The sequence below is a fragment of the Pseudonocardia sp. HH130630-07 genome, from assembly GCF_001698125.1.
Taxonomy (GTDB): domain Bacteria; phylum Actinomycetota; class Actinomycetes; order Mycobacteriales; family Pseudonocardiaceae; genus Pseudonocardia.
Genome location: NZ_CP013855.1, coordinates 257,316 through 278,459, shown reverse-complemented (window position 1 = coordinate 278,459; position 21,144 = coordinate 257,316). Strand labels below are relative to the sequence as shown.

At 68.5% G+C, this 21,144-nt stretch carries 20 protein-coding genes and 3 pseudogenes; 14 read left to right on the top strand and 9 right to left on the bottom strand.

Annotated elements, in window-relative coordinates; all coding sequences use genetic code 11:
* Positions 1-112: 112 nt before the first annotated feature.
* From AFB00_RS30115 to AFB00_RS30105, 3 genes are all read right to left on the bottom strand, one after another.
* Positions 113-1,522, bottom strand: coding sequence for an IS1380 family transposase (locus AFB00_RS30115; protein WP_068798138.1), 1,410 nt, complete (start codon positions 1,520-1,522; stop codon positions 113-115).
* A gap of 231 nt (positions 1,523-1,753) precedes the next feature.
* Positions 1,754-3,187, bottom strand: coding sequence for an IS1380 family transposase (locus tag AFB00_RS30110; protein ID WP_068796312.1), 1,434 nt, complete (start codon positions 3,185-3,187; stop codon positions 1,754-1,756).
* A gap of 199 nt (positions 3,188-3,386) precedes the next feature.
* Positions 3,387-3,593, bottom strand: a complete 207-nt coding sequence (locus AFB00_RS30105) for a hypothetical protein (protein WP_082375956.1) — start codon at positions 3,591-3,593, stop codon at positions 3,387-3,389.
* On the opposite strand from AFB00_RS30105, the gene AFB00_RS36510 reads away from it, so the two are divergent.
* From AFB00_RS36510 to AFB00_RS30080, 5 genes are all read left to right on the top strand, one after another.
* The gene (locus tag AFB00_RS36510; protein WP_083276226.1) at positions 3,587-4,219 is read left to right on the top strand and encodes a GntR family transcriptional regulator; all 633 of its coding nucleotides are present in this window, start codon (positions 3,587-3,589) and stop codon (positions 4,217-4,219) included. The two genes, AFB00_RS30105 and AFB00_RS36510, sit on opposite strands and share 7 nt — an antisense overlap.
* On the top strand, positions 4,210-4,701 hold the full coding sequence (locus AFB00_RS30095; RefSeq protein ID WP_068800913.1) for an RrF2 family transcriptional regulator: 492 nt from the start codon (positions 4,210-4,212) through the stop codon (positions 4,699-4,701). Before AFB00_RS36510 ends, AFB00_RS30095 begins: the two co-directional genes overlap by 10 nt.
* A gap of 57 nt (positions 4,702-4,758) precedes the next feature.
* On the top strand, positions 4,759-5,982 hold the full coding sequence (locus AFB00_RS30090) for an NAD(P)/FAD-dependent oxidoreductase (protein WP_060715142.1): 1,224 nt from the start codon (positions 4,759-4,761) through the stop codon (positions 5,980-5,982).
* A 29-nt stretch (positions 5,983-6,011) separates the two neighbouring features.
* Entirely contained in the window at positions 6,012-6,344 is a 333-nt protein-coding gene (locus AFB00_RS32665) for a cupin domain-containing protein (protein ID WP_231974544.1), read from the top strand.
* A gap of 451 nt (positions 6,345-6,795) precedes the next feature.
* On the top strand, positions 6,796-7,596 hold the full coding sequence (locus AFB00_RS30080) for an HARBI1 family protein (protein ID WP_197520031.1): 801 nt from the start codon (positions 6,796-6,798) through the stop codon (positions 7,594-7,596).
* Between the two features lie 71 nt (positions 7,597-7,667).
* On the opposite strand, the gene AFB00_RS32660 is transcribed toward AFB00_RS30080, so the two are convergent.
* Positions 7,668-8,207: an IS630 family transposase gene (locus AFB00_RS32660; RefSeq protein WP_083276202.1), complete on the bottom strand. Its 540-nt coding sequence runs from the start codon at positions 8,205-8,207 to the stop codon at positions 7,668-7,670.
* Positions 8,179-8,814 (bottom strand): winged helix-turn-helix domain-containing protein, encoded by a 636-nt coding sequence (locus AFB00_RS32655; protein ID WP_197520019.1) that lies wholly within the window; start codon positions 8,812-8,814, stop codon positions 8,179-8,181. Before AFB00_RS32655 ends, AFB00_RS32660 begins: the two co-directional genes overlap by 29 nt.
* A gap of 86 nt (positions 8,815-8,900) precedes the next feature.
* On the opposite strand from AFB00_RS32655, the gene AFB00_RS30070 reads away from it, so the two are divergent.
* Positions 8,901-9,695, top strand: coding sequence for an ISAs1 family transposase (locus AFB00_RS30070; RefSeq protein WP_083276224.1), 795 nt, complete (start codon positions 8,901-8,903; stop codon positions 9,693-9,695).
* Between the two features lie 28 nt (positions 9,696-9,723).
* Here AFB00_RS30070 and AFB00_RS30065 read toward each other — a convergent pair whose 3' ends face one another.
* Positions 9,724-11,007 (bottom strand): IS256 family transposase, encoded by a 1,284-nt coding sequence (locus AFB00_RS30065; protein WP_068796251.1) that lies wholly within the window; start codon positions 11,005-11,007, stop codon positions 9,724-9,726.
* A 93-nt stretch (positions 11,008-11,100) separates the two neighbouring features.
* On the opposite strand from AFB00_RS30065, the pseudogene AFB00_RS30060 reads away from it, so the two are divergent.
* From AFB00_RS30060 to AFB00_RS30045, 4 genes and pseudogenes are all read left to right on the top strand, one after another.
* A pseudogene (locus AFB00_RS30060) lies at positions 11,101-12,135 on the top strand (IS1380 family transposase); the annotation flags it as partial.
* A 463-nt stretch (positions 12,136-12,598) separates the two neighbouring features.
* Positions 12,599-13,291: a response regulator transcription factor gene (locus AFB00_RS30055; RefSeq protein WP_068800975.1), complete on the top strand. Its 693-nt coding sequence runs from the start codon at positions 12,599-12,601 to the stop codon at positions 13,289-13,291.
* Positions 13,281-14,873 carry a sensor histidine kinase gene (locus AFB00_RS30050; RefSeq protein WP_068800908.1) on the top strand — a complete coding sequence of 531 codons (1,593 nt, stop codon included), beginning with the start codon at positions 13,281-13,283 and terminating at the stop codon, positions 14,871-14,873. The genes AFB00_RS30055 and AFB00_RS30050 overlap by 11 nt, the downstream gene beginning before the upstream one ends.
* Positions 14,874-14,979: 106 nt before the next feature.
* Positions 14,980-16,230 carry a DUF418 domain-containing protein gene (locus tag AFB00_RS30045; protein ID WP_083276222.1) on the top strand — a complete coding sequence of 417 codons (1,251 nt, stop codon included), beginning with the start codon at positions 14,980-14,982 and terminating at the stop codon, positions 16,228-16,230.
* A 149-nt stretch (positions 16,231-16,379) separates the two neighbouring features.
* On the opposite strand, the gene AFB00_RS30040 is transcribed toward AFB00_RS30045, so the two are convergent.
* On the bottom strand, positions 16,380-16,586 hold the full coding sequence (locus AFB00_RS30040) for a hypothetical protein (protein ID WP_083276221.1): 207 nt from the start codon (positions 16,584-16,586) through the stop codon (positions 16,380-16,382).
* Positions 16,587-16,868: 282 nt separating this feature from the next.
* Here AFB00_RS30040 and AFB00_RS30035 point away from each other — a divergent pair, with 282 nt between their 5' ends.
* On the top strand, positions 16,869-17,699 hold the full coding sequence (locus AFB00_RS30035) for an HARBI1 family protein (protein ID WP_068796054.1): 831 nt from the start codon (positions 16,869-16,871) through the stop codon (positions 17,697-17,699).
* Positions 17,700-17,981: 282 nt separating this feature from the next.
* On the opposite strand, the gene AFB00_RS30025 is transcribed toward AFB00_RS30035, so the two are convergent.
* Complete coding sequence (locus tag AFB00_RS30025; RefSeq protein ID WP_156819911.1) at positions 17,982-18,329, bottom strand: transposase; 348 nt, start codon at positions 18,327-18,329, stop codon at positions 17,982-17,984.
* Between AFB00_RS30025 and AFB00_RS30020 the strand changes: the two are divergent.
* Positions 18,310-19,055 (top strand): annotated as a pseudogene (locus AFB00_RS30020) (IS5 family transposase); the annotation flags it as partial. The gene AFB00_RS30025 and the pseudogene AFB00_RS30020 overlap by 20 nt on opposite strands.
* Here the strand turns inward: AFB00_RS30020 and AFB00_RS30015 are convergent.
* Positions 19,053-19,673, bottom strand: a pseudogene (locus tag AFB00_RS30015) (ABC transporter ATP-binding protein); the annotation flags it as partial. The pseudogenes AFB00_RS30020 and AFB00_RS30015 overlap by 3 nt on opposite strands.
* Positions 19,674-19,785: 112 nt before the next feature.
* Between AFB00_RS30015 and AFB00_RS30010 the strand changes: the two are divergent.
* Both AFB00_RS30010 and AFB00_RS30005 read left to right on the top strand, forming a co-directional pair.
* Positions 19,786-20,481, top strand: a complete 696-nt coding sequence (locus AFB00_RS30010) for a TetR/AcrR family transcriptional regulator C-terminal domain-containing protein (RefSeq protein ID WP_068800902.1) — start codon at positions 19,786-19,788, stop codon at positions 20,479-20,481.
* A gap of 63 nt (positions 20,482-20,544) precedes the next feature.
* Entirely contained in the window at positions 20,545-21,138 is a 594-nt protein-coding gene (locus AFB00_RS30005) for a plasmid pRiA4b ORF-3 family protein (RefSeq protein WP_060713948.1), read from the top strand.
* Positions 21,139-21,144 lie beyond the last annotated feature (6 nt).

Here is a 21,144-nt window from a genome sequence, read left to right as displayed (position 1 = left end):
TGGCGCTGATTCTGCCTGGCGGGTGTGACAGTTCAGCCGAGGTCGCTCGGGTGGGCGCCGGTTTCCACTGGTCCGGTCGGGGTCCTGGGTCGTCGTGACGGCGGGGTCGGGCTCAGCCGGGGACGGCGAGTGCGCGCAGCCGGGCGAGGCCTTCGCAGAGCAGCCTGGCCCAGGGTGCGTGGGCGGGCAGGTGCAGGACGGTTCGGCGGGCGTGCCGGGCTCGCTGTGCGGGCTGGGAGAACAGCCGCAGCCGGAGTCGTTTCGGTTCCCAGCGCCGCGCCGGGTGGTCGGTGTAGGCGAGCATCTGCGCCCAGGCGGTGACCTCGCAGGCGAGCGCGACAACGGCCTGCCAGATCCGGTTCTGGTCGAGCTCGTGCAAGGGCAGGTTGGTCAGCCCGGTGTCCTTCGCCGCCCGGATGCGGTCCTCGGCGCGGGCCCGGCGGCGGTGTCGTAGCTCGAGGTCGGCGAGTTGGCGGCCCGCTCCACCGGGGTGTGTGTTGGTGGCGAATGCGGTGTAGCGCAACCCGTCCGGGTCGGTGATCCGTAGCTGCGCGCCGGGGTGCGGGCGCTCGCGGCGGACGATCACCCGCATCCCTTTCGGCCAGGAGGTCAAGTTCATCAGGCCGGTCGCCTCGATGACCCAGGCTCCGGGACGGGGCTCGCGGTCGGCATCGAGCGCGGTCTGCCAGTCCGTGGCCGGGAGCGCGGCGAGCTGGTCGACCAGAGCCTGGGACAGCCCGAAGCCGACTGAATAGGACAGACGCTGCCCGGCCAGCCAGTCGAGGAGCTCATGCGAGGCACCTGCGCCGTCGACCCGGATCAGAACTTTGCGGCCGGGACGGTTGCCCGGGCGGTGGTCGGGGAGCTGGCGCAGCGCCGCCCGGATGACGGTGACGTGGTCGGTGGCGGTGTTCGACCCGGCGTTCCCGGGGCGTAGCAGCGCCGCGAGAGGCTCACCGGTCCCGGCCGCGCCGTGGTCGCAGAACGCCCACAACGGATGGTGCCCGAAGCCCTTCTTGAACGTCGGTGCGGCGCCCTGCTTGTCCGAGTGGGCGGTGATCAGGGTGGCATCCACGTCGATGACCAGCGGGTTCGCCGCGTCCGTCTGGTGGTCGGGAGCGGCGGAACCGGCCAGCGCCCACACCTTCGCCCGAGCCGTGGCGCGGGCGGCATCGATCGCCGCCAACACCGCGGTCGAGTCGGCGGCGAGGCGATCTACCGTGCGGGAGACCGTCGGGTCTGAGGCCACCGGACCGAACAGAGCGGGCTCCGCACGCAACAGCGCGATGTCGGACAGGCAGTCCCCGCCGGCGGCCAGCGTCAACGCGAGATCGAGCAGGACCTTCGCCGGGTCGTGCACCGCCAACCGCGGCCGCCACGGTTCCAACGCCTGCGACAGAGCGTGGTCGAGCCCGACCTTGCCGATGGTCTCGGTCAGCAGCCTCGTCCCGGCATGCGACACCACCGCTGTCGCGGCCGTGTCGATGTCCGGGCACGAGTAGAACCCGATAGCCTTCTTCACCTGGAGGGTGCTCCTGATTCGCGCGGATACGGGACCTCAGCAATCCCCATCCTTGCTGGTCAGTGGCACCCTCCAGCCTTCTGACCCGAATCCGCGAGTAGGTTATGAGCTGATCTTGGTCGGCCAAAGTTGATGTTGCTTGGGTCGGGAGTTGGGTGGTGGGCAAGCGGGCGGCCCGAGTGTCGCCTCGGGTGGCGGGTTCCTGTGCTGGTCGGGGCCGGTGCGGCCGGGTCAGGACGGAGCGGGCAGGGCGCGGACGCGGGCGAGGACCTCGGCGAGTAGGTGCTCGCCGGGTGGTAGGCGCAGGGTGAGGCCGCGGGCGTGGCGCACGAGGCGGGCGGGGATGGTGATCAGCCGCCGGCGCAGGGTGGCGATCATGGCCTGGCCGCCGCGGACGCCGTGCCCGACCAGGCGCCCGTCGCGGGTGCGGGCGGTGAGGTGGTGCAGCCACCCGCTGGTGGTGGCGGCCAGGAGTGCGCCCCACATCCAGGCTCGGTTCACCGCGAGGTGTCCGGAGGGGAGGTGGCGCAGCGCGGCGCCGTGCTTGGTGTCGCGGAACAGGTTCTCCACCTTCGTGCGGTGGCGGTACCAGTACTCGGCCTGCGCGGCTGCGGCAGGTGTGGAGACGTCGAGGTTGGTCACGATGAACGAGTAGGCGAACACCCCGTCGACCTTGGCCACCGTAGCGAGGTCGTCGAGCGGGAGCGCCCGCTGGGCGGGGTGCAGGGTGCGTCGGCGCCGCGCTCGCGGGTCACCGGAGACCTGGCCGTGGTCCAGGTCGAGCCGGACCCGACGGATCAGCAGCTGGGTCGCTGCGGGCCACCAGTTCGGGCAATAGTCGGCCACCGCGACCTGCGCGCCGGTCATGTCGATCGCGTCGGTCCACCCGTCGGCCGCGACGCCGTCGAGGATGCGCCACAGCGGCGCGATGCGTCGGGCGCCGATGGCGAACTCCACGCCGACGAACAGGGCTGCGCGGGCGAGCTGCCCGGCGAAGTAGCCCGCGTCCGCACGCACGCGGACTCGCCCCGCCCGCGCCTGCGCGGGGAGCGCGGCCAGCGCCCGGTGGAACAGCTCGGCGCTGGTGGCGCGGGGGTCATCCCGGCCCGAACCGAGGTCAGCGGCCAGCACCACCGCGGTGTCGGCCCAGGTCGCGACGTGCGGGCGGGCGACCCGCTGGCCTTGGTGGTTGAACGCCACGCCCTGCTTGAGCCGGCCGTAAACCTCGACATCGGTGGTGTCCAGATCGATCGTCACGTCCGCCGTCAGCTGCTCGGCCCGGTCCGGGTCGACCTGGGCGAGCAGGTCCAGCGCGGTGGTGTGCACGTCACCGAGCCCGGTCTCCACCGCCGCCCACTGCCCCTCGATGAACTTGCGCGCGAGCCCGGCGGCGGTCGTGGACGCCAACCCCGGCACCGGCGTGAGTGCCTGCCCGGCGGTGTCGGCGCGGTGCCGGTCCAGCCCGACCAGGAAGTCCTCCCCGCACAGCTGCGCCGCCGACATGCCGACCAGCATCTGCCCGGCGCTGCACCCGCGGTCGCGGTCCTTGATGGGCCCGACCGCGGCGTCGAGCTTGTCGATGATCCCGAGCCGGTCGATCAGCTCGGTCACCGCGGCCAGCCCGGAGAACCTGGTCAGCGCCGCGTCCGGCGCGCCGAGACGCACCCGCGCACACCGCGGGCGTCGCTTGCGTACTGTTCGCACCTGATAGGTGTCCTCTCAACCCGCAATGTCGTGTCGTCGCAAACACGATCATCGCAGGTCAGCGGGCACCTATCGCCATCTCCCCAGTCCGGCCACCAGCGCAACTCGCGGATTCGGGTCTGACACGCCCCGCTCGGCGAACCGCGATGAAAGCCCCGGGTTAAGCGTGGATCACCTCCCGCGCGTACTGCGGCTTCGCCGCGTACATCGCAGCCGCCTCGGCAGCGCTGCAGCCCTGTACCGAGGCCAGCACGATCCCGGCGCGGCGCAGGCGAACACGATCGCGCGCCGTCCTAGTGATCGTGACCAGAAGCTGGGCCTCGTCAGGGTCGAGCGCGCGGGTGAACACCTCGGGCTGACGTGGCATCACCCACCTCCGCCTGCCAACTGGTCGACGAGTTCGGGGTCGGCCGCTCCTCGGCCCGCGAGGTCGTCCAGCAGCTTGCGTGTGACGGCCTGGTCGAGGTCCGGCATGGCCACGGCATCTTCGCTGCCGACCCCGGGCCCGGCCGACGAGCGGTCGCTGAGCGTCCACGACGGCATTTGCCGCGCCCGGATCACCGGGGTCTTCGAGGTCCACCGCGCGGTCGAGGCCGCCCGGCTCGCCGCGGTCCGCACCGCCCCGGAGGGGCTCGTCGCCTGCGCACGATGCTGTCCGAGCGGCGCTCGCTCCTCGGCCGGAGACGCCTGCGCCTTCGTCACCACCGACGTGCGGTTCCACCGGGCCGTCGTCGCCTCGGCCAGGACCGCCCGCAGGGCGACGTGCTCATCGAGCTCCTGGACGACCCGTCGTTGCCCGACACGACCGGCGATCACGAGGCGCTGGTCGCGGCGCTCGAGGTGCGGGACGCCGACGCCGCGGCACTGGCCACCACGCCGCACTTCGACCTGATCCTCCGCGTGCTCCGGACATGTGGTGCAGCACGCCGGTATGTCAACACCCAAACCTTGACATTAAGTATCCGGATTGTACGGTATAGGCCATGCGGATGAGCCAGGGCGTCGAGTGGACCCTTCACATCGTCCTAACATTGGCCTGGCTGGACGACGACCAGCCGGTCTCGGTCGGAAAGCTGGCCGCGGGACACGACCTGCCGGCGCCCTACCTCAACAAGCAGCTCCAGGTGCTGGCCAAGGCGGAGATCCTGGAGTCGGTCCCGGGATCGCGCGGCGGATTCCGGCTCGCCCGGGCCGCGTCCTCGATCACGCTGATGGACGTCGTCGCGGCCATCGAGGGCCCCCAGGAGGCCTTCCGCTGCGCGGAGATCCGCCAGCACGGTGTCGGCGCTGCTCTCCCGCGCTCCGCGTTCGGCGCACCGTGTGCGATCAGCATCTCGATGCGCCGAGCGGAGATGGCGTGGCGCCGCGAGCTCGCGAGCCGCACGATCGCCGACATCCGTGCCGAAGTCGACGAGAACGCACCTGACGCCCAGCGCCTCACCCGCAGCGCCTACGACCGTCAGCCCACCGGCTGACCGTCCCACCTGTTTCCCTGAAGTGCGCACCTGCGCCGGCGAGGATGGAGAATCTAGATGTCAAGTATATTGGTTATCGGCGGTGGTTTCGCCGGGGTCTGGGCCGCGGCCGGGGCGATCCGGGCCCGGCAGGAGGCCGGCGCAGCCGAGGACGCCGTGACCGTGACCCTGATCGGCGCCGCAGACGACCTGGCGATCCGCCCGCGGCTCTACGAGGACGACCCGCAGGGCAAGCGGGTGGCACTCGACCGCGTTCTCGGGCCGATCGGGGTGCGGCGGATCCCCGGCATCGTCACCGGCATCGACACCGAGGCCCGCACGGTCAGCGCGCTCGGCCGTGACGGCTCGGCGCTGGAGCTGAGCTACGACCGCCTGGTCCTGGCCTCAGGCAGCCGGGTGCTGACCCCCCTGGTCGAGGGCGCCGAGCACCTGTTCGACGTCGACACCCTGCCGGCCGCTGCCGCGCTGGAGTCGCACGTGAGCAGGCTCGGCACGGTAGCCGGCGGCGACGAGCGCTTCACCGCCGTTGTGATTGGTGCCGGGTTCACCGGCCTCGAGGTCGTGACCGAGCTGCCGGCCCGGCTCCGCGCGGTCGCCGGCGACCGGCCCGTGCGGGTCGTCCTGGTCGAGCGTGCCGACACGGTCGGCCCCGAGCTCGGCCCCGGGCCCCGCCCGGAGATCCTTGCAGCGCTGGAACACGCCGGGGTCGAGCTGGCGCTCAACGTCTCCCTACAGTCGGTCGATCGCGAGCGGGCCGTCCTGTCCGACGGCACCGTGATCCCCACCCGCACCGTGGTCTGGACCGCCGGGATGCGGGCCAGCGCACTGACCGAGCTGATCCCCGGCACCCGGGACGCGATCGGCAGGCTCGAGGTCGACGAGCACCTGCGGGTTGTCGGGGTGGACGGCGTCTACGCCGCGGGCGACACCGCCGCCGCCGTCGCCGAGGGCGGACACGTGGTGATGCAGAGCTGCCAGCACGCCGTCCCCCAGGGGAAGCTGGCCGGGGCGAACGTCGGAGCCGACGTGCTCGGGCTGCCGCTGGTCCCGTTCGCCCCCAACCCGTACGTCACCTGCCTGAGCCTCGGGCCGTACGGGGCCGTGCTCACCACCGGCTGGGACCGCACCGTGGCCCAGACCGGCGACGAGGCCAAGAAGCTCAAGCACACCATCAACAGCGAGTGGATCTACCCGCCGATCGACGACGCCGGCGCGATCCTCACCCTCGCCGACCACCGCACGACCTGGCCGACCGAGGCGGTCCAGAGCGTCTCGGCCTGACCGTCCCGTAGCGACACCCAGGAGGCACCGTGATCGAACTCAACGGCACGACGATCCAGACACTCGACGAGCACCCAATGACCGAGCTGCCCGCAGGCGGCCATCTCATGACGGTCGTCGTATCAGTCGAACCGAACAATCCCGGTACACCGGCCCACCGCCACCCCGGACCGGTCTACGGCTACGTCCTCGAAGGCGAGATGATCGTCGAACTCGAGGGCGACGCCCCGGTGCTCAAGCGGGCCGGCGACACGATCTGGAGCCGGGCGGCGACCGCATCCACTACCAGGCGGCCAATCCCGGGAACACCGAGCTCCGCTTCGTCGTGCTCATGGCCTGCAAGGACGGAGAAGACATGCTGACCTTTGCCTCCGACGAAAAACTGGAGGCCCGCAAGCACCTGCGGCACCCGGGCCCCGTCGTCGACCCGCGCGCGGCGGCCTGACCCGCTCCCCGCACCGGTGGGCGGGGCCGCGGTGGCACCAGCACACCACGGCCCCGCCCACCCGGGGCTGCTCAGCCACCGACCAACGGCCACCGGCCGCCGGGACCCCCCGGGGGATCCCGGATCCGGTGGCTGCCAGGCGAGTGAGGTGGTCGGCGGCTGCGGTGGCGGCTTTTACTGCATGGGGGATGTTGAGTTCGGTGGTACCGATGACAGCCTTTCCCAGTAGTGGGGAGCGGCTGGCGGCGACACGCCGTGACGTGGAGGTGCTCAACGAGGGGGCGGGACCCCAGTAGAAGAGGTCGGTCCGCTCAAAGATCGACTCACCACCGAGGTCCCGCGTGCCCGAACCTGTCACCTACACCGCGGTGCTCCCGATCGGGGAGCCCACCGCGTCGTTGCTGTCGCGGCTGTTGGCCGAGGAACGCTTCCGGCGCGGGACTCGCAGCGGGCGTCGGGCGCTGGACTGTGACCGCCACGCGGTGCTGGTGCTGCGCTGGTTCCTCGACGCCACCCGGGTCGCCCAGCTCGCCGCCGACAACCAGCTGAGCCTGTCGAGTACCTACCGCTACCTGCACGAAGGCATCGACGTCCTGGCCGCCGCGCCAGGGCTGCCCGGCGCGCTGCTGGCCGCCCGCACCGCCGGGCACACCCACGTTCACCTCGACGGCACCGTGATCCACACTGACCGCTCCCGCACTCCCGGACCGACCCCGGGAGTGGATCTGTGGTGGTCGGGCAAGCACCACGTCCACGGCGGGAACGTTCAGGTCCTCACCGCGCCTGACGGGTGGCCGTTGTGGACATCCCCGGTGCGCCCGGGCCGCGAGCACGACACCACCTGCGCCCGCGGCCACCCCGGCCTGCTCGACGCGATCGAGGACTGGACCGACGACACCCACGTCGTGCTCGCCGACCTCGGCTACGACGGTGAGAACACCCGCCTGACCTGCCCGTTCAAGACCCCCACCGGCAGTGGGCTGTCGGAGGACAAGCGCACCGTCAACACGCTGCACTCCGCCGTCAGGGCTGTGGCCGAACGCGGGAACTCCCTGCTCAAGACCACCTTCAAGGCGTTGCGCCGGGTCAGCTTCTGCCCCTGGCGGATCGGCGCGATCACCGCCGCCGCGCTCGTTCTCCTCCACGTCGAGCACGACCGAACCACATGATCAACCAGCACCTACTGGGAAAGGCTGTGAGACGCCTACGATACCAAAGGGAAAGTTGGCGAGCGGACTGATCATCCGCTGATGTAGGCCAGCGATGGATCACGGAAGAAGCCACGGACAACGTCGGGCAGTCTCTGGAGGCGTTCAAGTGCGCGCACCACGAGCTCGAAGAACTCCGATTGTCGGGTGACGGCTGCGCGGCCGACCTGATCGTGTTTGACGTTCTTCCATACCCACTCGTCGGGGTTGAGTTCAGGTGCGTACGGCGGGAGGAAGAACAGCTTCAATCGGCCGCGGAGCGATGCGACGTAGTCTCGGACGAGGCGGGCCTTGTGGACGGAGTGGTTGTCCAGGATCAGGAACACGGGGCCGGGGGCGTCATGCATGAGTTTCTTAAGGAACTCAACGAAGATGGTGGCGTCGAACCGGCCGGTGAATACGTCAAAATGAAGTACTCCGAGTGGGGTAACAGCCGAGATCATGTTGAACCCGGCGCGCTCGGCGGTCGCTTCCACCACCGGCGTCTGTCCGACCGGCGCCCACGTCGTACCTGCGTGATGGTCGGTTCGCACGCCGGCCTCGTCACCGAAGTACAGCTTGAGCCCCCTCACGCTGGGCTTGGGCCCGGATCGCGGGGAACTCCTCGATTCGCCACCGGCGGACCGCTTCTGGGTCCTGCTGACTGGCCCGGTACAACGGTCGCTGCGGCGACAGCCCGATACGACGCAGCAGTTGCCCGATCCCCTGCGGGGTCATCTCCACCCCGAACCGGGTCTTCATCAACTCACCGACGATCACCCGGGTCCACAACGCGAAGTCGAACTGGAACTGGCGCGGATCACGCCCGACCAGCCAACTCCGCAATTGCGATGTCTGCTGTTCAGTCAGCTTCGATTTCGCCCCCGGCAAGGGCTTCACGGCCAGCGCCTGCACCCCGCCCTCCCGGTACAGACGCCGCCATTGAAAGTACGTGGCACGCTTCAGCCGTAGCGCCGACATGATCGACTCGCGCCCGATCCCGTCATCCACCATCCGCACGAACTGCGAACGAATCTCTGGCAGCTCACGACGCGGCAGGGGGTCGGCAAAGTCGCGGTAAGTGGGCGCTGAGCTGCGACGACACGCGGCCGAGATAGAGGTGCGGGCACGACCCTTGTGGTGATCATGGCGGTTCTCACGCCAGCCTTGATCATCGGAGTGTCGTGCCCGCGCCTGCATCATTGAGCCCTTTTCAACCTGCCGTTCCGGCAGCTCAGGGGCCTGGTTGTGTGGGTGCAGACGCCGAGCTGGCGAGCCGGTGACCTGTGCAGCTGTGGTCAGAGCAGTTGCGCTGCAACCTTCGCGATCTCCTGACGCAGAAGCTCGCTGGTCAGGTTGAAAAAGGCTCATTGTCGATCGCTGCCCTCTGCGACCAGGTGGGCGGGGCGGAGCTACCTGATCCGGTCGAGTTGGCCCCGGATCTGGCCGAGGCACTGAGCAGGGTGGTCGATCCGCGTCACCGTCGCGGGGTCCGACACAGGCTGGTCGTGGTGCTGACCGTCGCGGTGTGCGCAGTTGCGGCCGGTGCCCGATCGTTCGTTGCGGTCGCCGAGTGGGTCACCGACCTGCCGGCCGACGTCGCCGCTTGCCTGAGCGTGGACCGTCGGTGTCCGTCGGAGTCCACGATCCGCCGGATCCTGGGCCGGATCGACGCCGACCGGTTCGACGCGGTGATCGGCGCGTTCGTGCAGCGCCTGTGCGCGGCCAGGGTGCCTGCCGGTCGACGTCGTGTGCTCGCGGTGGACGGCAAGACCGTGCGCGGGTCACGTCACACCGACCGTGAGGGGAACGTGGTCGCGGGCAGGCACCTGCTCTCGGTGATCGACCAGGACACCCGCGTGGTGCTCGGGCAGATCGATGTCGCGGGCAATACCAACGAGATCACCGCGTTCGCACCGCTGCTCGGCACTCTGACCAGCATGGATCTGACCGGCGTGGTCGTGACCGCGGGCGCGCTACATACCCAACGCGAGCATGTCGAGTACCTCCACGACCGTGGTGCGCACTGGGTGCTCACGGTCAAGGGCAACCAGCCCGAGCCTGTCACGGTTCCCGTGTAAGCCACGGGTGACTGATGTGGTTAAGCTATCACAGAGGAAGTCGTCCAGGGAAGAGGACGACCAGGGTGTTCAGGGCTGTTTTCCAGCCATGTGTTCCGGTTCCGGACTCACCTCCTCTCTTGCTCGGAATGTTCCGCAGGCCGAGGTAGAGTAGCTTCATCGCCGCCTCGTCCGACGGGAAGTGCCCGCGAGTCTTTGTGATTTTCCGGAGTTGGAAGTTGATGGATTCGATGGTGTTGGTGGTGTAGACGATCCGCCGTAGTTCGGGCGGGTAGTCGAGGAACGGAATGAACTCGTTCCACGCACGACGCCAGACGTCGAGCACTCCCGGGTACTGTCGTCCCCACTCGGTGTCAAGATCCTTCAGGGCGAGCTCGGCGGCCTCGACGGTGGGCGCGGTGTAGATCGTCTTCATGGACTTCACGATCTTCTTCCGGTCCTGGTAGGACACGAACCGCATCGCGTTGCGGATCACGTGCACCACGCATGTCTGGACGACGGCGTCGGGGAAGACGCTGGTGATGGCTTCAGGAAGACCACTCAGGCCATCGCAGCAGGCGATCAGGATGTCGCGCAGCCCGCGGTTGCGCAGCTGGGTGAGCACCGCGTGCCAGAACTTCGCGCCCTCGGTCTCGGCGATCCAGCAGCCCAGCGCGTGCTTGCGGCCCTCGACGTCCACGCCGATGACCAGGTGCGCGCTCTTGATCGTGACCGCGGCCTTGTCCCGGATCTTGATTCGGATACCGTCGATATAGACGATCGGGTAGACCTCGTCGACCGGCCGATTCCGCCAGATCTCGATCTCGTCGGTCACCACATCGGTGATGTTCGAGATCAGTTCCCGTGACGCCTCCACCCCGTACACTTCGAGCAGGTGCGCTTCGATGTCGCGGGTCGACATTCCGCGGGCGTAACAGGAGAGCACCAGCTCGTCGATCTGGCCGACCCGACGGGCGCGTTTCGGCACGATCTGCGGCTCGAACTCGCCATTCCGGTCCCGCGGCACGCTGATCGTCACCGGCCCGTTCGTGGTCGACACCTTCTTGGTAGCGCTGCCATTACGCGAATTGCCGGTACCGTGTCCGGCGGGGTCGTCGCGGTCATAGCCGAGGTGGTGGGTCATCTCGGTCTGCAGCGACCGTTCGAGCACGGCCTTGGTCATCTGGTTGAGCAGTCCGTCGACGCCGTCGATCGGGGTACCGGCGGCCTTCGCATCGGCCAACAGCGCGTCGATCGCCGACGGGTCGAGCGCCTCGGCAAGCCGGCGGGCAGCCGCGGTCTCACCGTCGGGATCGGGTTGGTTCTCGCTCACGTGGGTGTCCCTCCCGACCGCCGTGTTGATCACTGCGGTCGATCTTGGTCCACCCGCGGCTTACACGGCTCGCGTGACACGCCTCTCGGGGCGAAGGTGTGGGCGCTGGCCGGTTCCGCCGCTCCCGACCACCAGACGGACGCGGCGAACCCGCTGGTCATCGACGTGGATGCCACCCTGATCACCGCCCACTCGGACAAGCAGGGCGCCGCACCGACGTTCAAGAAGGGCTTCGGGCACCATCCGTTGTGGGCGTTCTGCGACCACGGCGCGGCCGGGACCGGTGAGCCTCTCGCGGCGCTGCTACGCCCCGGGAACGCCGGGTCGAACACCGCCACCGACCACGTCACCGTCATCCGGGCGGCGCTGCGCCAGCTCCCCGACCACCGCCCGGGCAACCGTCCCGGCCGCAAAGTTCTGATCCGGGTCGACGGCGCAGGTGCCTCGCATGAGCTCCTCGACTGGCTGGCCGGGCAGCGTCTGTCCTATTCAGTCGGCTTCGGGCTGTCCCAGGCTCTGGTCGACCAGCTCGCCGCGCTCCCGGCCACGGACTGGCAGACCGCGCTCGATGCCGACCGCGAGCCCCGTCCCGGAGCCTGGGTCATCGAGGCGACCGGCCTGATGAACTTGACCTCCTGGCCGAAAGGGATGCGGGTGATCGTCCGCCGCGAGCGCCCGCACCCCGGCGCGCAGCTACGGATCACCGACCCGGACGGGTTGCGCTACACCGCATTCGCCACCAACACACACCCCGGTGGAGCGGGCCGCCAACTCGCCGACCTCGAGCTACGACACCGCCGCCGGGCCCGCGCCGAGGACCGCATCCGGGCGGCGAAGGACACCGGGCTGACCAACCTGCCCTTGCACGAGCTCGACCAGAACCGGATCTGGCAGGCCGTTGTCGCGCTCGCCTGCGAGGTCACCGCCTGGGCGCAGATGCTCGCCTACACCGACCACCCGGCGCGGCGCTGGGAACCGAAACGACTCCGGCTGCGGCTGTTCTCCCAGCCCGCACAGCGAGCCCGGCACGCCCGCCGAACCGTCCTGCACCTGCCCGCCCACGCACCCTGGGCCAGGCTGCTCTGCGAAGGCCTCGCCCGGCTGCGCGCACTCGCCGTCCCCGGCTGAGCCCGACCCCGCCGTCACGACGACCCAGGACCCCGACCGGACCAGTGGAAACCGGCGCCCACCCGAGCGACCTCGGCTGAACTGTCACACCCGCCAGGCAGAATCAGCGCCACCACACCGACGAGCACCGGTGTCGATCAAGCCGGGACTGCCCGACGAAAGATCCGGGTTAACCCCCAAGGGGGTCGCGGTGCTGGACCCAAAATGGAGCGGGGGTCGTTGGACTCGGCGTGGTCACCCTGGGCGGTGCCGGACTGCGGACCGGGCGGACCATCGGACTGTTGATCGGTGCGATACTATGGATCGTCGGATTTGGTCGTGGTCAGCTGGTTGGTCGGATAGCCAGCGCATTGGCCCGCTGGCGGGGACCGAGCCGCTGGTGCGGGCCCGGCCGCACAGCTGGCGGCCGGTTGCCGACGGGGCGACACGATCACTGCAGGCCGGGTGCGTGGAGGTTCGGGCGGTGGCCAGGGTCTTGGTGGCTGAAGATGATACCAAACAAGCCCTCGTCTTGCGTGAATACCTGGTCAGGGAGGGGTACGCCGTCCTCGTTGTCGGCGACGGGCGGGCCGCGATCGACGCCATCCGCCAGCGCCGGCCCGATCTGGTCCTGCTCGACGTCATGATGCCTCACCTCGACGGTCTGGACGTGCTCCGTTCGGTCCGCGGCGAGCATCCGATGGCCGTCATGTTGATCACTGCCCGGTCGGCTGAGGAGGACCAACTGCTCGGGTTCGACTTGGGTGCTGACGACTACGTGATCAAGCCCTACAGCCCGCGCCAGCTGATGGCCAGGGTGCGGGCGGTTCTGCGGCGCGCCGGCGCCGGCGCGGCCGAGGCCGTGCTGCAGTTCGGTGAGCTACAGATCGACCTCGAGCGGTGCGCGGTCCGCGTGGCCGGGCAACCGGTGGAGCTGACCGCCCGCGAGTTCACCCTGCTGGAGACCCTGGCCCAACGCCCGGGTCGGGTGTACTCGCGACGGCAGCTTCTGGAGGCGATCGCCGGATTTGACCACCTGGTTATGGAGCGGACGGTCGACATGCACGTGTCCAACATACGACGCAAGATGGAGCCAGACCCGGCCCGGCCTCGGTACCTGCTGACGATGAAAGGCCGGGGATACCGCCTGGCCGAGGATCCGACCGGTGCTGGGTAGCGTCCGGTCGCGGATCGCCACGGCCACGGTAGTGTTGTCGGTCGTCTTGGTCGCGGTGACCGCCTGGCTGGTGACCCGCAACGTGGAGACTGCGGTACAGGACGAGGCCTCGCGTACGCTTAGCAACGACTCGATGATCCACCAGGAGCTGATCGACTACGGCGTCGGGCTCACTAGCTGGGACGGCGCGGCTGACCTAGTGCGCGGACTCGGTCAGCGCTACGACCGACGGATCACCCTGACCACTAGCGACGGGCAGGTGTTGCTGGACTCCGACCGACTGCGCGGCATGCCGGGCGCGGCGCTGCGGGCCCGACCCGATGCGATCGTGGATCCCTATACACCGACGTTCGGAGTGTACGGCACCGACGTGCTTGGGGAATACCCCACCGAGCTGGTCGATCTCAGCTGGCTGACCGATGAGCAGCGGCGCGCTGCGCAGCCCGACGCCGAGGTCGCCGCCTGTCTGGAACAGCGCGGTGTCGAGCCCCTGCTCGGCCTGGGAACCCAGGCTTTCCCGGTCGAGATCACCGGCAATGACCTCGCCGCTGTGCAAGCCTGGGCGCAGTGCCAGGAGCAGGTCGCGCGGGCCACGATGGCCCCGCCTGTGCTGCTGTTCCTCGGGTCGGCCGGGGCCGCGACACTCAACGTGACCGGGCTAGCCACCGGCGAGACGTTACTGGTCGCCTTGATTATACTGGCCGCTACGGCTGGGGCTGCTGTCCTGATCGCCCAACTAGTCACCACCCCGCTGCGCCGGCTGTCCGCGGCGGCTCACCGGATCGGCTCTGGGGACCTGGACACCAGGGTCGATCTCAGCGACCGGGGCGAGGTCGGTCAGGTCGCAGCCGCCTTCGATAGCATGGCTGCCCGGCTGGCCAGCGCGGACGCGTCGCGTCGGCGGCTGATCTCGGATGTCTCCCACGAGTTGCGCAACCCGGCGGCTACGTTGACCGGCACCCTCGAGGCGTTGCAGGACGGGATCTTCCAACCCGCACCCGAAGTAATCGAATCGATGCTGGAGGAGACCCAGCACCTGCGTCGGCTGATCAACGACCTGCAGGACCTGCATCTGGCAGAGAACGGGGTGCTGTCGCTGAATCCCACCCGGCTGGATCTCGCCGGCCTCGCCGCTGCGGTCGGCGACACCCATCAACCGCTCGCTGCGGCGGCCGGGATCACCGTGAAGATCCAGGCCCAGGAGCCGTGCCTGGCGAGGGGGGACGACACCCGGGTCCGTCAGATCATCAGCAACCTGCTCACCAACGCGGTCCGACACACCCCGCGCGGGGGCACGGTCACGGTGGCCGTGTCCACCCACGCCGATCAGGCGCTGCTCAGCGTCGCCGATACTGGCCCAGGTATTTCGGCCGAGCACGTGGACGTGGTGTTCGACCGGTTCTGGCGGGCCGACCCGGCCCGCGGCCGCGACGGCGGGGCAGGGCTGGGATTGGCCATCTCCCGCGAGCTCGCCAGGGCGCAGGGGGGAGACCTGACCGTCGAAGGCCGTGACGGTATTGGAGCCCTCGGCCGACCGGGGGCGAGGTTCGTCCTGCGGTTGCCGCGCCCTGCCCATCCCTGATCGGCCCGTCGCGACTGGCGCGGCCCGACCGGTGGCGTGGCTCGTCGCGCCGGAACCTGAATCGGCGTTGATACACCGTTGACACGGAAGGCCAAGAATCAGGGAAATGGGTGAATCAGCTGCCAACAGCGTGCCACCATCAGGGCGAGATCATGCCGTCCCGACCCACACCGCGGCCGGCAACACCGTGGTGGGTCAGGGGGTCACCAGGGCGTCGAACCGGGTGCCTGCTCTGGATGTGCTGCGCGGCATCGCCATTATCGGAACCCTGGCCTCCAATGTCTGGATCTTCACGGCGTCCGTGGGGGCCGAGGCGGGCGGCACTGCCCCTGCCTGGCTGGGCAGCGTGTCCGCCTGGCTGCCCAATGGCAAGTTCATCGGCCTGCTCACCGTCATGTTCGGCATCGGCCTAGAAATCCAACGGCAGTCGGCGCTGCGCGGCGGCCGGCGCTGGCCCGGTGCCTATCCCGTCCGGGCTGCCCTGCTGCTCGTCGCCGGTCTGCTGAACTTCATCTTCCTCGTTCGGTTCGATGTGTTGCGTGCCTACGCGGTAGCCGGCTTCCTTGTCGCTTTTCTGCTGTTGACCAGCGAGCGGGTGCAGTGGTGGCTGATCGGGCTCTTCCTAGGCGTCCATCTCGGACATGTCGGATATAGCGGATACCAGGCTTACGAACAAGCCACGACGACGGAGAGGTCTACACTGCCGGTCGACCTGAGGTCTGGCACCTGGTGGTCGGAGGTGCAAGCGAGCTTCAGCCACATCATCGAATCCAGCTTCGTGCCTGACCAGGGGTTCTTCACCGTTATGCTGATGGGATTGGTCACGTTCCTCCTCGGCGCGAAGCTCTACCGCATCGGCATCTTCGCGCCCGGGCACCATCGCCTGCGGTACTGGCTCATCGGCAGCGGATTCCTGGCCGCTCTTCCGCTTGACTATCTGCTCAGCAGAACCGAGATGTTCGGACCCTACGTCATCTTGTTCGGTCGCTACGGGGCCGCCACAGTGGTGGCCCTTGGTATCCTTGCCCTGGTCGCCGAGTTCTACGTCCGACGTACGGTCGGACGGGTGGGACGCGCGTTGGGCTTGGTGGGGCGCATGGCTCTAAGCTGCTATCTTCTGCAGAATATCCTGGGCGTGATCTTCATGTACACCATGGCCGGCTCCGGTCCGTGGCCAAAGATTGAGAACGTCTACGGGGCGTACCTGGTGTTCGCCGTCATCTCGACGATCCTGATGGGGTTCTGCTGGCTGTGGCTACGCATGTTCACCCGTGGTCCGTTCGAAATATTCTGGCACGCAATGTTCCGCACGTTGACCGGTGGTCGACGCTGCCGGACGGCAAGATCACCAGCTTGAGTTCAGAGCGAATTCAGGCAGCCGAAGCATTTGACTCGACGAGTTCAGCGAATATCTGGCTCTTCCGGGAATGGAGTGCAGGTGAGGGTGGTGACATAGCCCAGCCAGGCACCGCGCTCGGGTCAGGGCCCAGGGTCCCGGCAAAGTCGTCACGTGATCTTGTAGGTGATCAGCGGGCGGTGAGGGTTGCGGGCGTGGTGGCGTAGCGCTGCGGCGATGTTCGTGACGCCGGCCAGGCGCAACGCGGACATGACCTGCGGGGCGTGACCGCTGCGGGCGGTGGCGCGGTCCTCGTCGAAGCAGACATCGCGGACCCAGTGCAGGCGGGTCTCGATCGACCAGTGAGCCTTTTTCAACCTGCCGTTCCGGCAGCTCAGGGGCCTGGTTGTGTGGGTGCAGACGCCGAGCTGGCGAGCCGGTGACCTGTGCAGCTGTGGTCAGAGCAGTTGCGCTGCAACCTTCGCGATCTCCTGACGCAGAAGCTCGCTGGTCAGGTTAAAAAGGCTCAGTGAGGTGTTCTCAGTAGTGGTGGTCGTTCCGCTGCGACACGCCGAGGGAGTGGAGATGTCTAGGACATGGGGCAGGGCCCCGGTAGAGCAGTTGGTCGACCAAGATCAACGAACTCTCCGAGGCCCCGCATGTCCGATCCTGTCACCTACACCGCTGTCCTCCCGATCGGGGAGCACACCGTGGCCTACCTGGCTCGGCTTCTGGCCGCTCAACGCTGTCGCCGCGGTACCCGCCCCCGGCGGCGGGCGTTGACCCCGTTCGCCCAGGCAGTGCTGGTGATCCGCTGGTTCTGCGACGCCACCCGGGTCCGGCACCTGGCCCGCGACAACGCGATCAGTACCGCGACCACCTATCGCTACCTGCACGAAGGCATCGACGTCCTCGCCAGCGCCGCACCCGGGCTGCACGGTGCCCTGCTCGCCGCCCGCCTCGCCGGACACACCCACGTTCACCTGGACGGCACCCTGATCGCCACCGACCGCTGCCGCGCGCTCGGCCCCACCGCGGGGGTCGACCTGTGGTGGTCGGGTAAACACCACCGCCACGGCGGGAACGTCCAGGTCGTGTCCGCCCCGGATGGATGGCCGCTATGGACATCCCCGGGAAGACCCGGGCGCGAACACGACGTGACCTGTGCCCGAGCCCACCCCGGTCTGCTCGAAGACCTCGATCACTGGATCGATGATGACCACGCCGCGCTGGGCGATCTCGGCTACGAAGGTGAGGCCCACCGACTCACCGTGCCGATCAAACCCATCCCCGCCGGCGGCCGAACAGTCGATCAGCGCACCGTCAACAGCCTGCACTCAGCCACCCGAGCACTCGCCGAACGAGCAAACGCCCTGCTCAAGACCACCTTCGCAACGCTACAGCGAGTCACCCTCTGTCCCTGGCGCACCGGCGCGATCACCGCCGCCGCGCTCGTGTTACTCCACACCGAATACGACCGCACAACATGATCACCACGCTACTGAGAACACCTCAGTGGCCACGGATCCAACCGTCTCGGTCTTCCACCTCCCGCCGGGCCGTAGGGGGCGGCGGCGACGCACCAGCTTGATCGCTTGGGTTGCGTGCGGGAAGAACTCGCAGCCCAGGTCGGGGCAGGGGTGCAGGCTGGCCACGCTGACCGTGCGGGCCACCGCGTTATTCCCCGTCCGTGCCCTGTTATAGACACGTTCCAGACTCGGCTGCGGCCCATCGGGCCACCGCACCAATCTGACCTGAGTCGGGACATCTGGTTAGAACTCCGATTGTCGGGTGACGGCTGCGCGGCCGACCTGATCGTGTTTGACGTTCTTCCATACCCACTCGTCGGGGTTGAGTTCAGGTGCGTACGGCGGGAGGAAGAACAGCTTCAATCGGCCGCGGAGCGATGCGACGTAGTCTCGGACGAGGCGGGCCTTGTGTACGGAGTGGTTGTCCAGGATCAGGAACACGGGGCCGGGGGCGTCATGCATGAGTTTCTTAAGGAACTCAACGAAGATGGTGGCGTCGAACCGGCCGGTGAATACGTCAAAATGAAGTACTCCGAGTGGGGTAACAGCCGAGATCATGTTGAACCCGGCGCGCTCGGCCGCTGACGGCACCTGGGACACCGTGCTGGCCGCACTGTTGGCCCAGGCCGACGCCAAGGGCGAGATCGACTGGACGGTGTTGACAGGTGTCGGTGGACGCCACGATCAACCGGGCGCACCAGCACGCCACGAACACCACCCGCCCCGAGCAGGACACAGGGGGCACGGTCGAACTACACGAAATCCCCTGACGGGTTCATGCCCAGCCCGCTCGGCGGACCGCGAGAACCCGCAGGTCACGGCATCGGCCGTTCCCGTGGCGGGCTGACGACGAAGATCCATGCCGCGGTCGACCGGCGGGGCCGGCCGCTGGCGGTGGTGGTGACCGGCGGGCAGCGCAACGACGGCGCCATGCTCGAGCAGGTCCTGGCCGACATCCGCGTCCCCCGCCTCGGCGCGGGACGGTCCCGCACCCGACCCGACGCCGTGGTGGCCGACCGGGCCTACTCATCCGGGGTCAACCGGCGCGCACTGGCCCGCCGCTCGATCACCACCGTCATCCCGCAGAAACGCGACGAGATCGCCGCCCGCAAACGCCGCGGCTCCCTCGGCGGCAGACCACCCGGACTCGACGTTGAGACCTACAAGGGCCGCAACGTCGTGGAACGCCACTTCACCCTGACCAAGCAGTGGCGCGGGCTGGCCACCCGCTACGACAAACTCGCCATCACCTATCGCGCCGCCACCGTCCTCAGCGCCTGCATCACCTGGTCACGCCTATTGGGAGACATGCCCTAGCTGGTCCGCCTCCTCTAGGTACTGCGTGGTGAGGAAGACCGTGGTGCCGTCGGCGACCACGTCGCGCACGATCTGCCACAGGCCCGACCGGCTGCGCGGGTCGAGCCCGGTCGTCGGCTCGTCCAGGAACAGGATGCGCGGACGGTCGAGGAGCGTCATCGCCAGGTCGAGCTTGCGGCGCATTCCACCGGAGTAGGTGTGCAGCGGCTTGCGCGCGGCGCCCCCGAGTTCGAAGGCCTCGATCAGCTCGGTGGCCCGGCGCTCCGTCGTGGCGCGGTCCAGGTGTCGCAGCCTGCCCATCAACCGCAGGTTCTCCTCGCCGGTGAGCAGCTTGTCGACGGCCGAGAACTGCCCGGTCACGCCGATCTGCGCGCGCACCGCCCTGGCGTCCTCGACGACGTTGTGCCCGGACACCATCGCCGTACCTGCATCCGGAAGAACCAGAGTCGTCAGCACCTGCACGGTCGTCGTCTTGCCGGCTCCGTTCGGCCCGAGCAGCGCGAAGACGCTGCCCGGGCGAACTTCAAGGTCGATCCCGTCGAGGACCCGCTTGTCCCCGTACGCCTTGTGCAGGCCGCGGATATCGATGGCCAGGTCGTTGCCATCTCGTCCGTTCATGTCCACACACCTCCTCCCCTAACATCGTTCGAGACTCTCTCGAACAACGTAAGAGACGGTCGATCACCGCGTCAAGCCGGGACTCGAATGCCGTTAGAGGTAGACTCCGGCCATGGCGCGGGACACCCTCGATCAGTCACAGATCGTCACGGCCGCCATCGACCTACTGGACCGGAAGGGACTGACGGGGCTGAGCATGCGGAGGCTGGGACAGGGCCTCGGCGTATCGGCTCCGACGCTGTACTGGCACGTCCAGGACAAGGACAACTTGATCGAGCTGGCGAGCGATCGAGTGTGGCGGTCGATCCCGCTGCTCGACCCGGCCGTCGTCGGGTGGAGGCAAGCAGCGACCGACTTGGGAATGCACACCTACCACCTGGGAGTCGCTCACCACTGGCTGATCTCGGCCACGATCAGCGCCTACGCGTACGGCACCGGGATGGCCCGCTACCAGGACCACAGTTACGCCATCTTCGAGACGGCCGGCTTCTCCGACGCGCAGCTTGACTGGGCGGTCAACACGTTGTTCAACTTCGTGCTGGGAGCGATGTACCAGGACTCCGCACGCGCGGCGGCGCTCGCTGCAACGCCGGACACCGACAAGAATCGGTTACTCAGCGTATCGGAAAAGGCCGCCAAGATCATGGCCGACTTTCCGCGTCTGCAAGCGCGCGCACACGCCCAGGCCGCCCCGGATGCGCAGGTGCCGCCGAGCACCGATCCGGTGGTGTTCGGGCTCGCCGCGGTTCTCGACGGGCTCGCCGCAGCGCTCAAGCAGGACGTGCAGACTAGTCTCCGGACGGTTTAGAGGTCGTTGCAGAAGTCCGGGAGCGGGTGCTGGGGGTGCGAGGAGCGGTGGGAGCATCGCAGCATGGCGAGGCCTCGGGTGACGACGAAGACGAAGATCTTCCGGATCGAGATCGTGTTGGTCGATGTCGAGCCGACCGTGCGACGGGTGGTCGAGGTTCCGGGTGAGGCCAGCCTCGCGGTCCTGCACGAGGTCGTGCAGGACGCGATGGGCTGGACCAACTCCCACCTGCACGAATTCGAGATCGACGGTGTCCGCTACGGGCTGCCTGATCCGGATTGGGACACCGGCACGCTCGACGAGGCCAAGACGAAGTTGTTCCGGGTGCTGGCTGCCGGTGATGACGCCGGCTACGTCTACGACTTCGGCGACAACTGGCACCACGTTTTGGTCGTCGACGCGGTCACCATCCCAGAGCCTGGGGTGCGGTACCCACGCTGTGTCGAGGGTCAGGGTGCGTGTCCGCCCGAGGATGTGGGCGGGGTGTTCGGCTACTCGGAGTTCGTCGACGCGCTCGCCGATCCCGATCATGCTGAGCACGCCGAGCGGGTCGAGTGGTGGGGCTCGGACCGGTTCGACCCACACCACTTCGACCTCGTCGCCACCGACCGAGCGCTGGAGCGTTTGGCCGGGGCGAGCGCGACGGCGCGGTCCTGATCCACC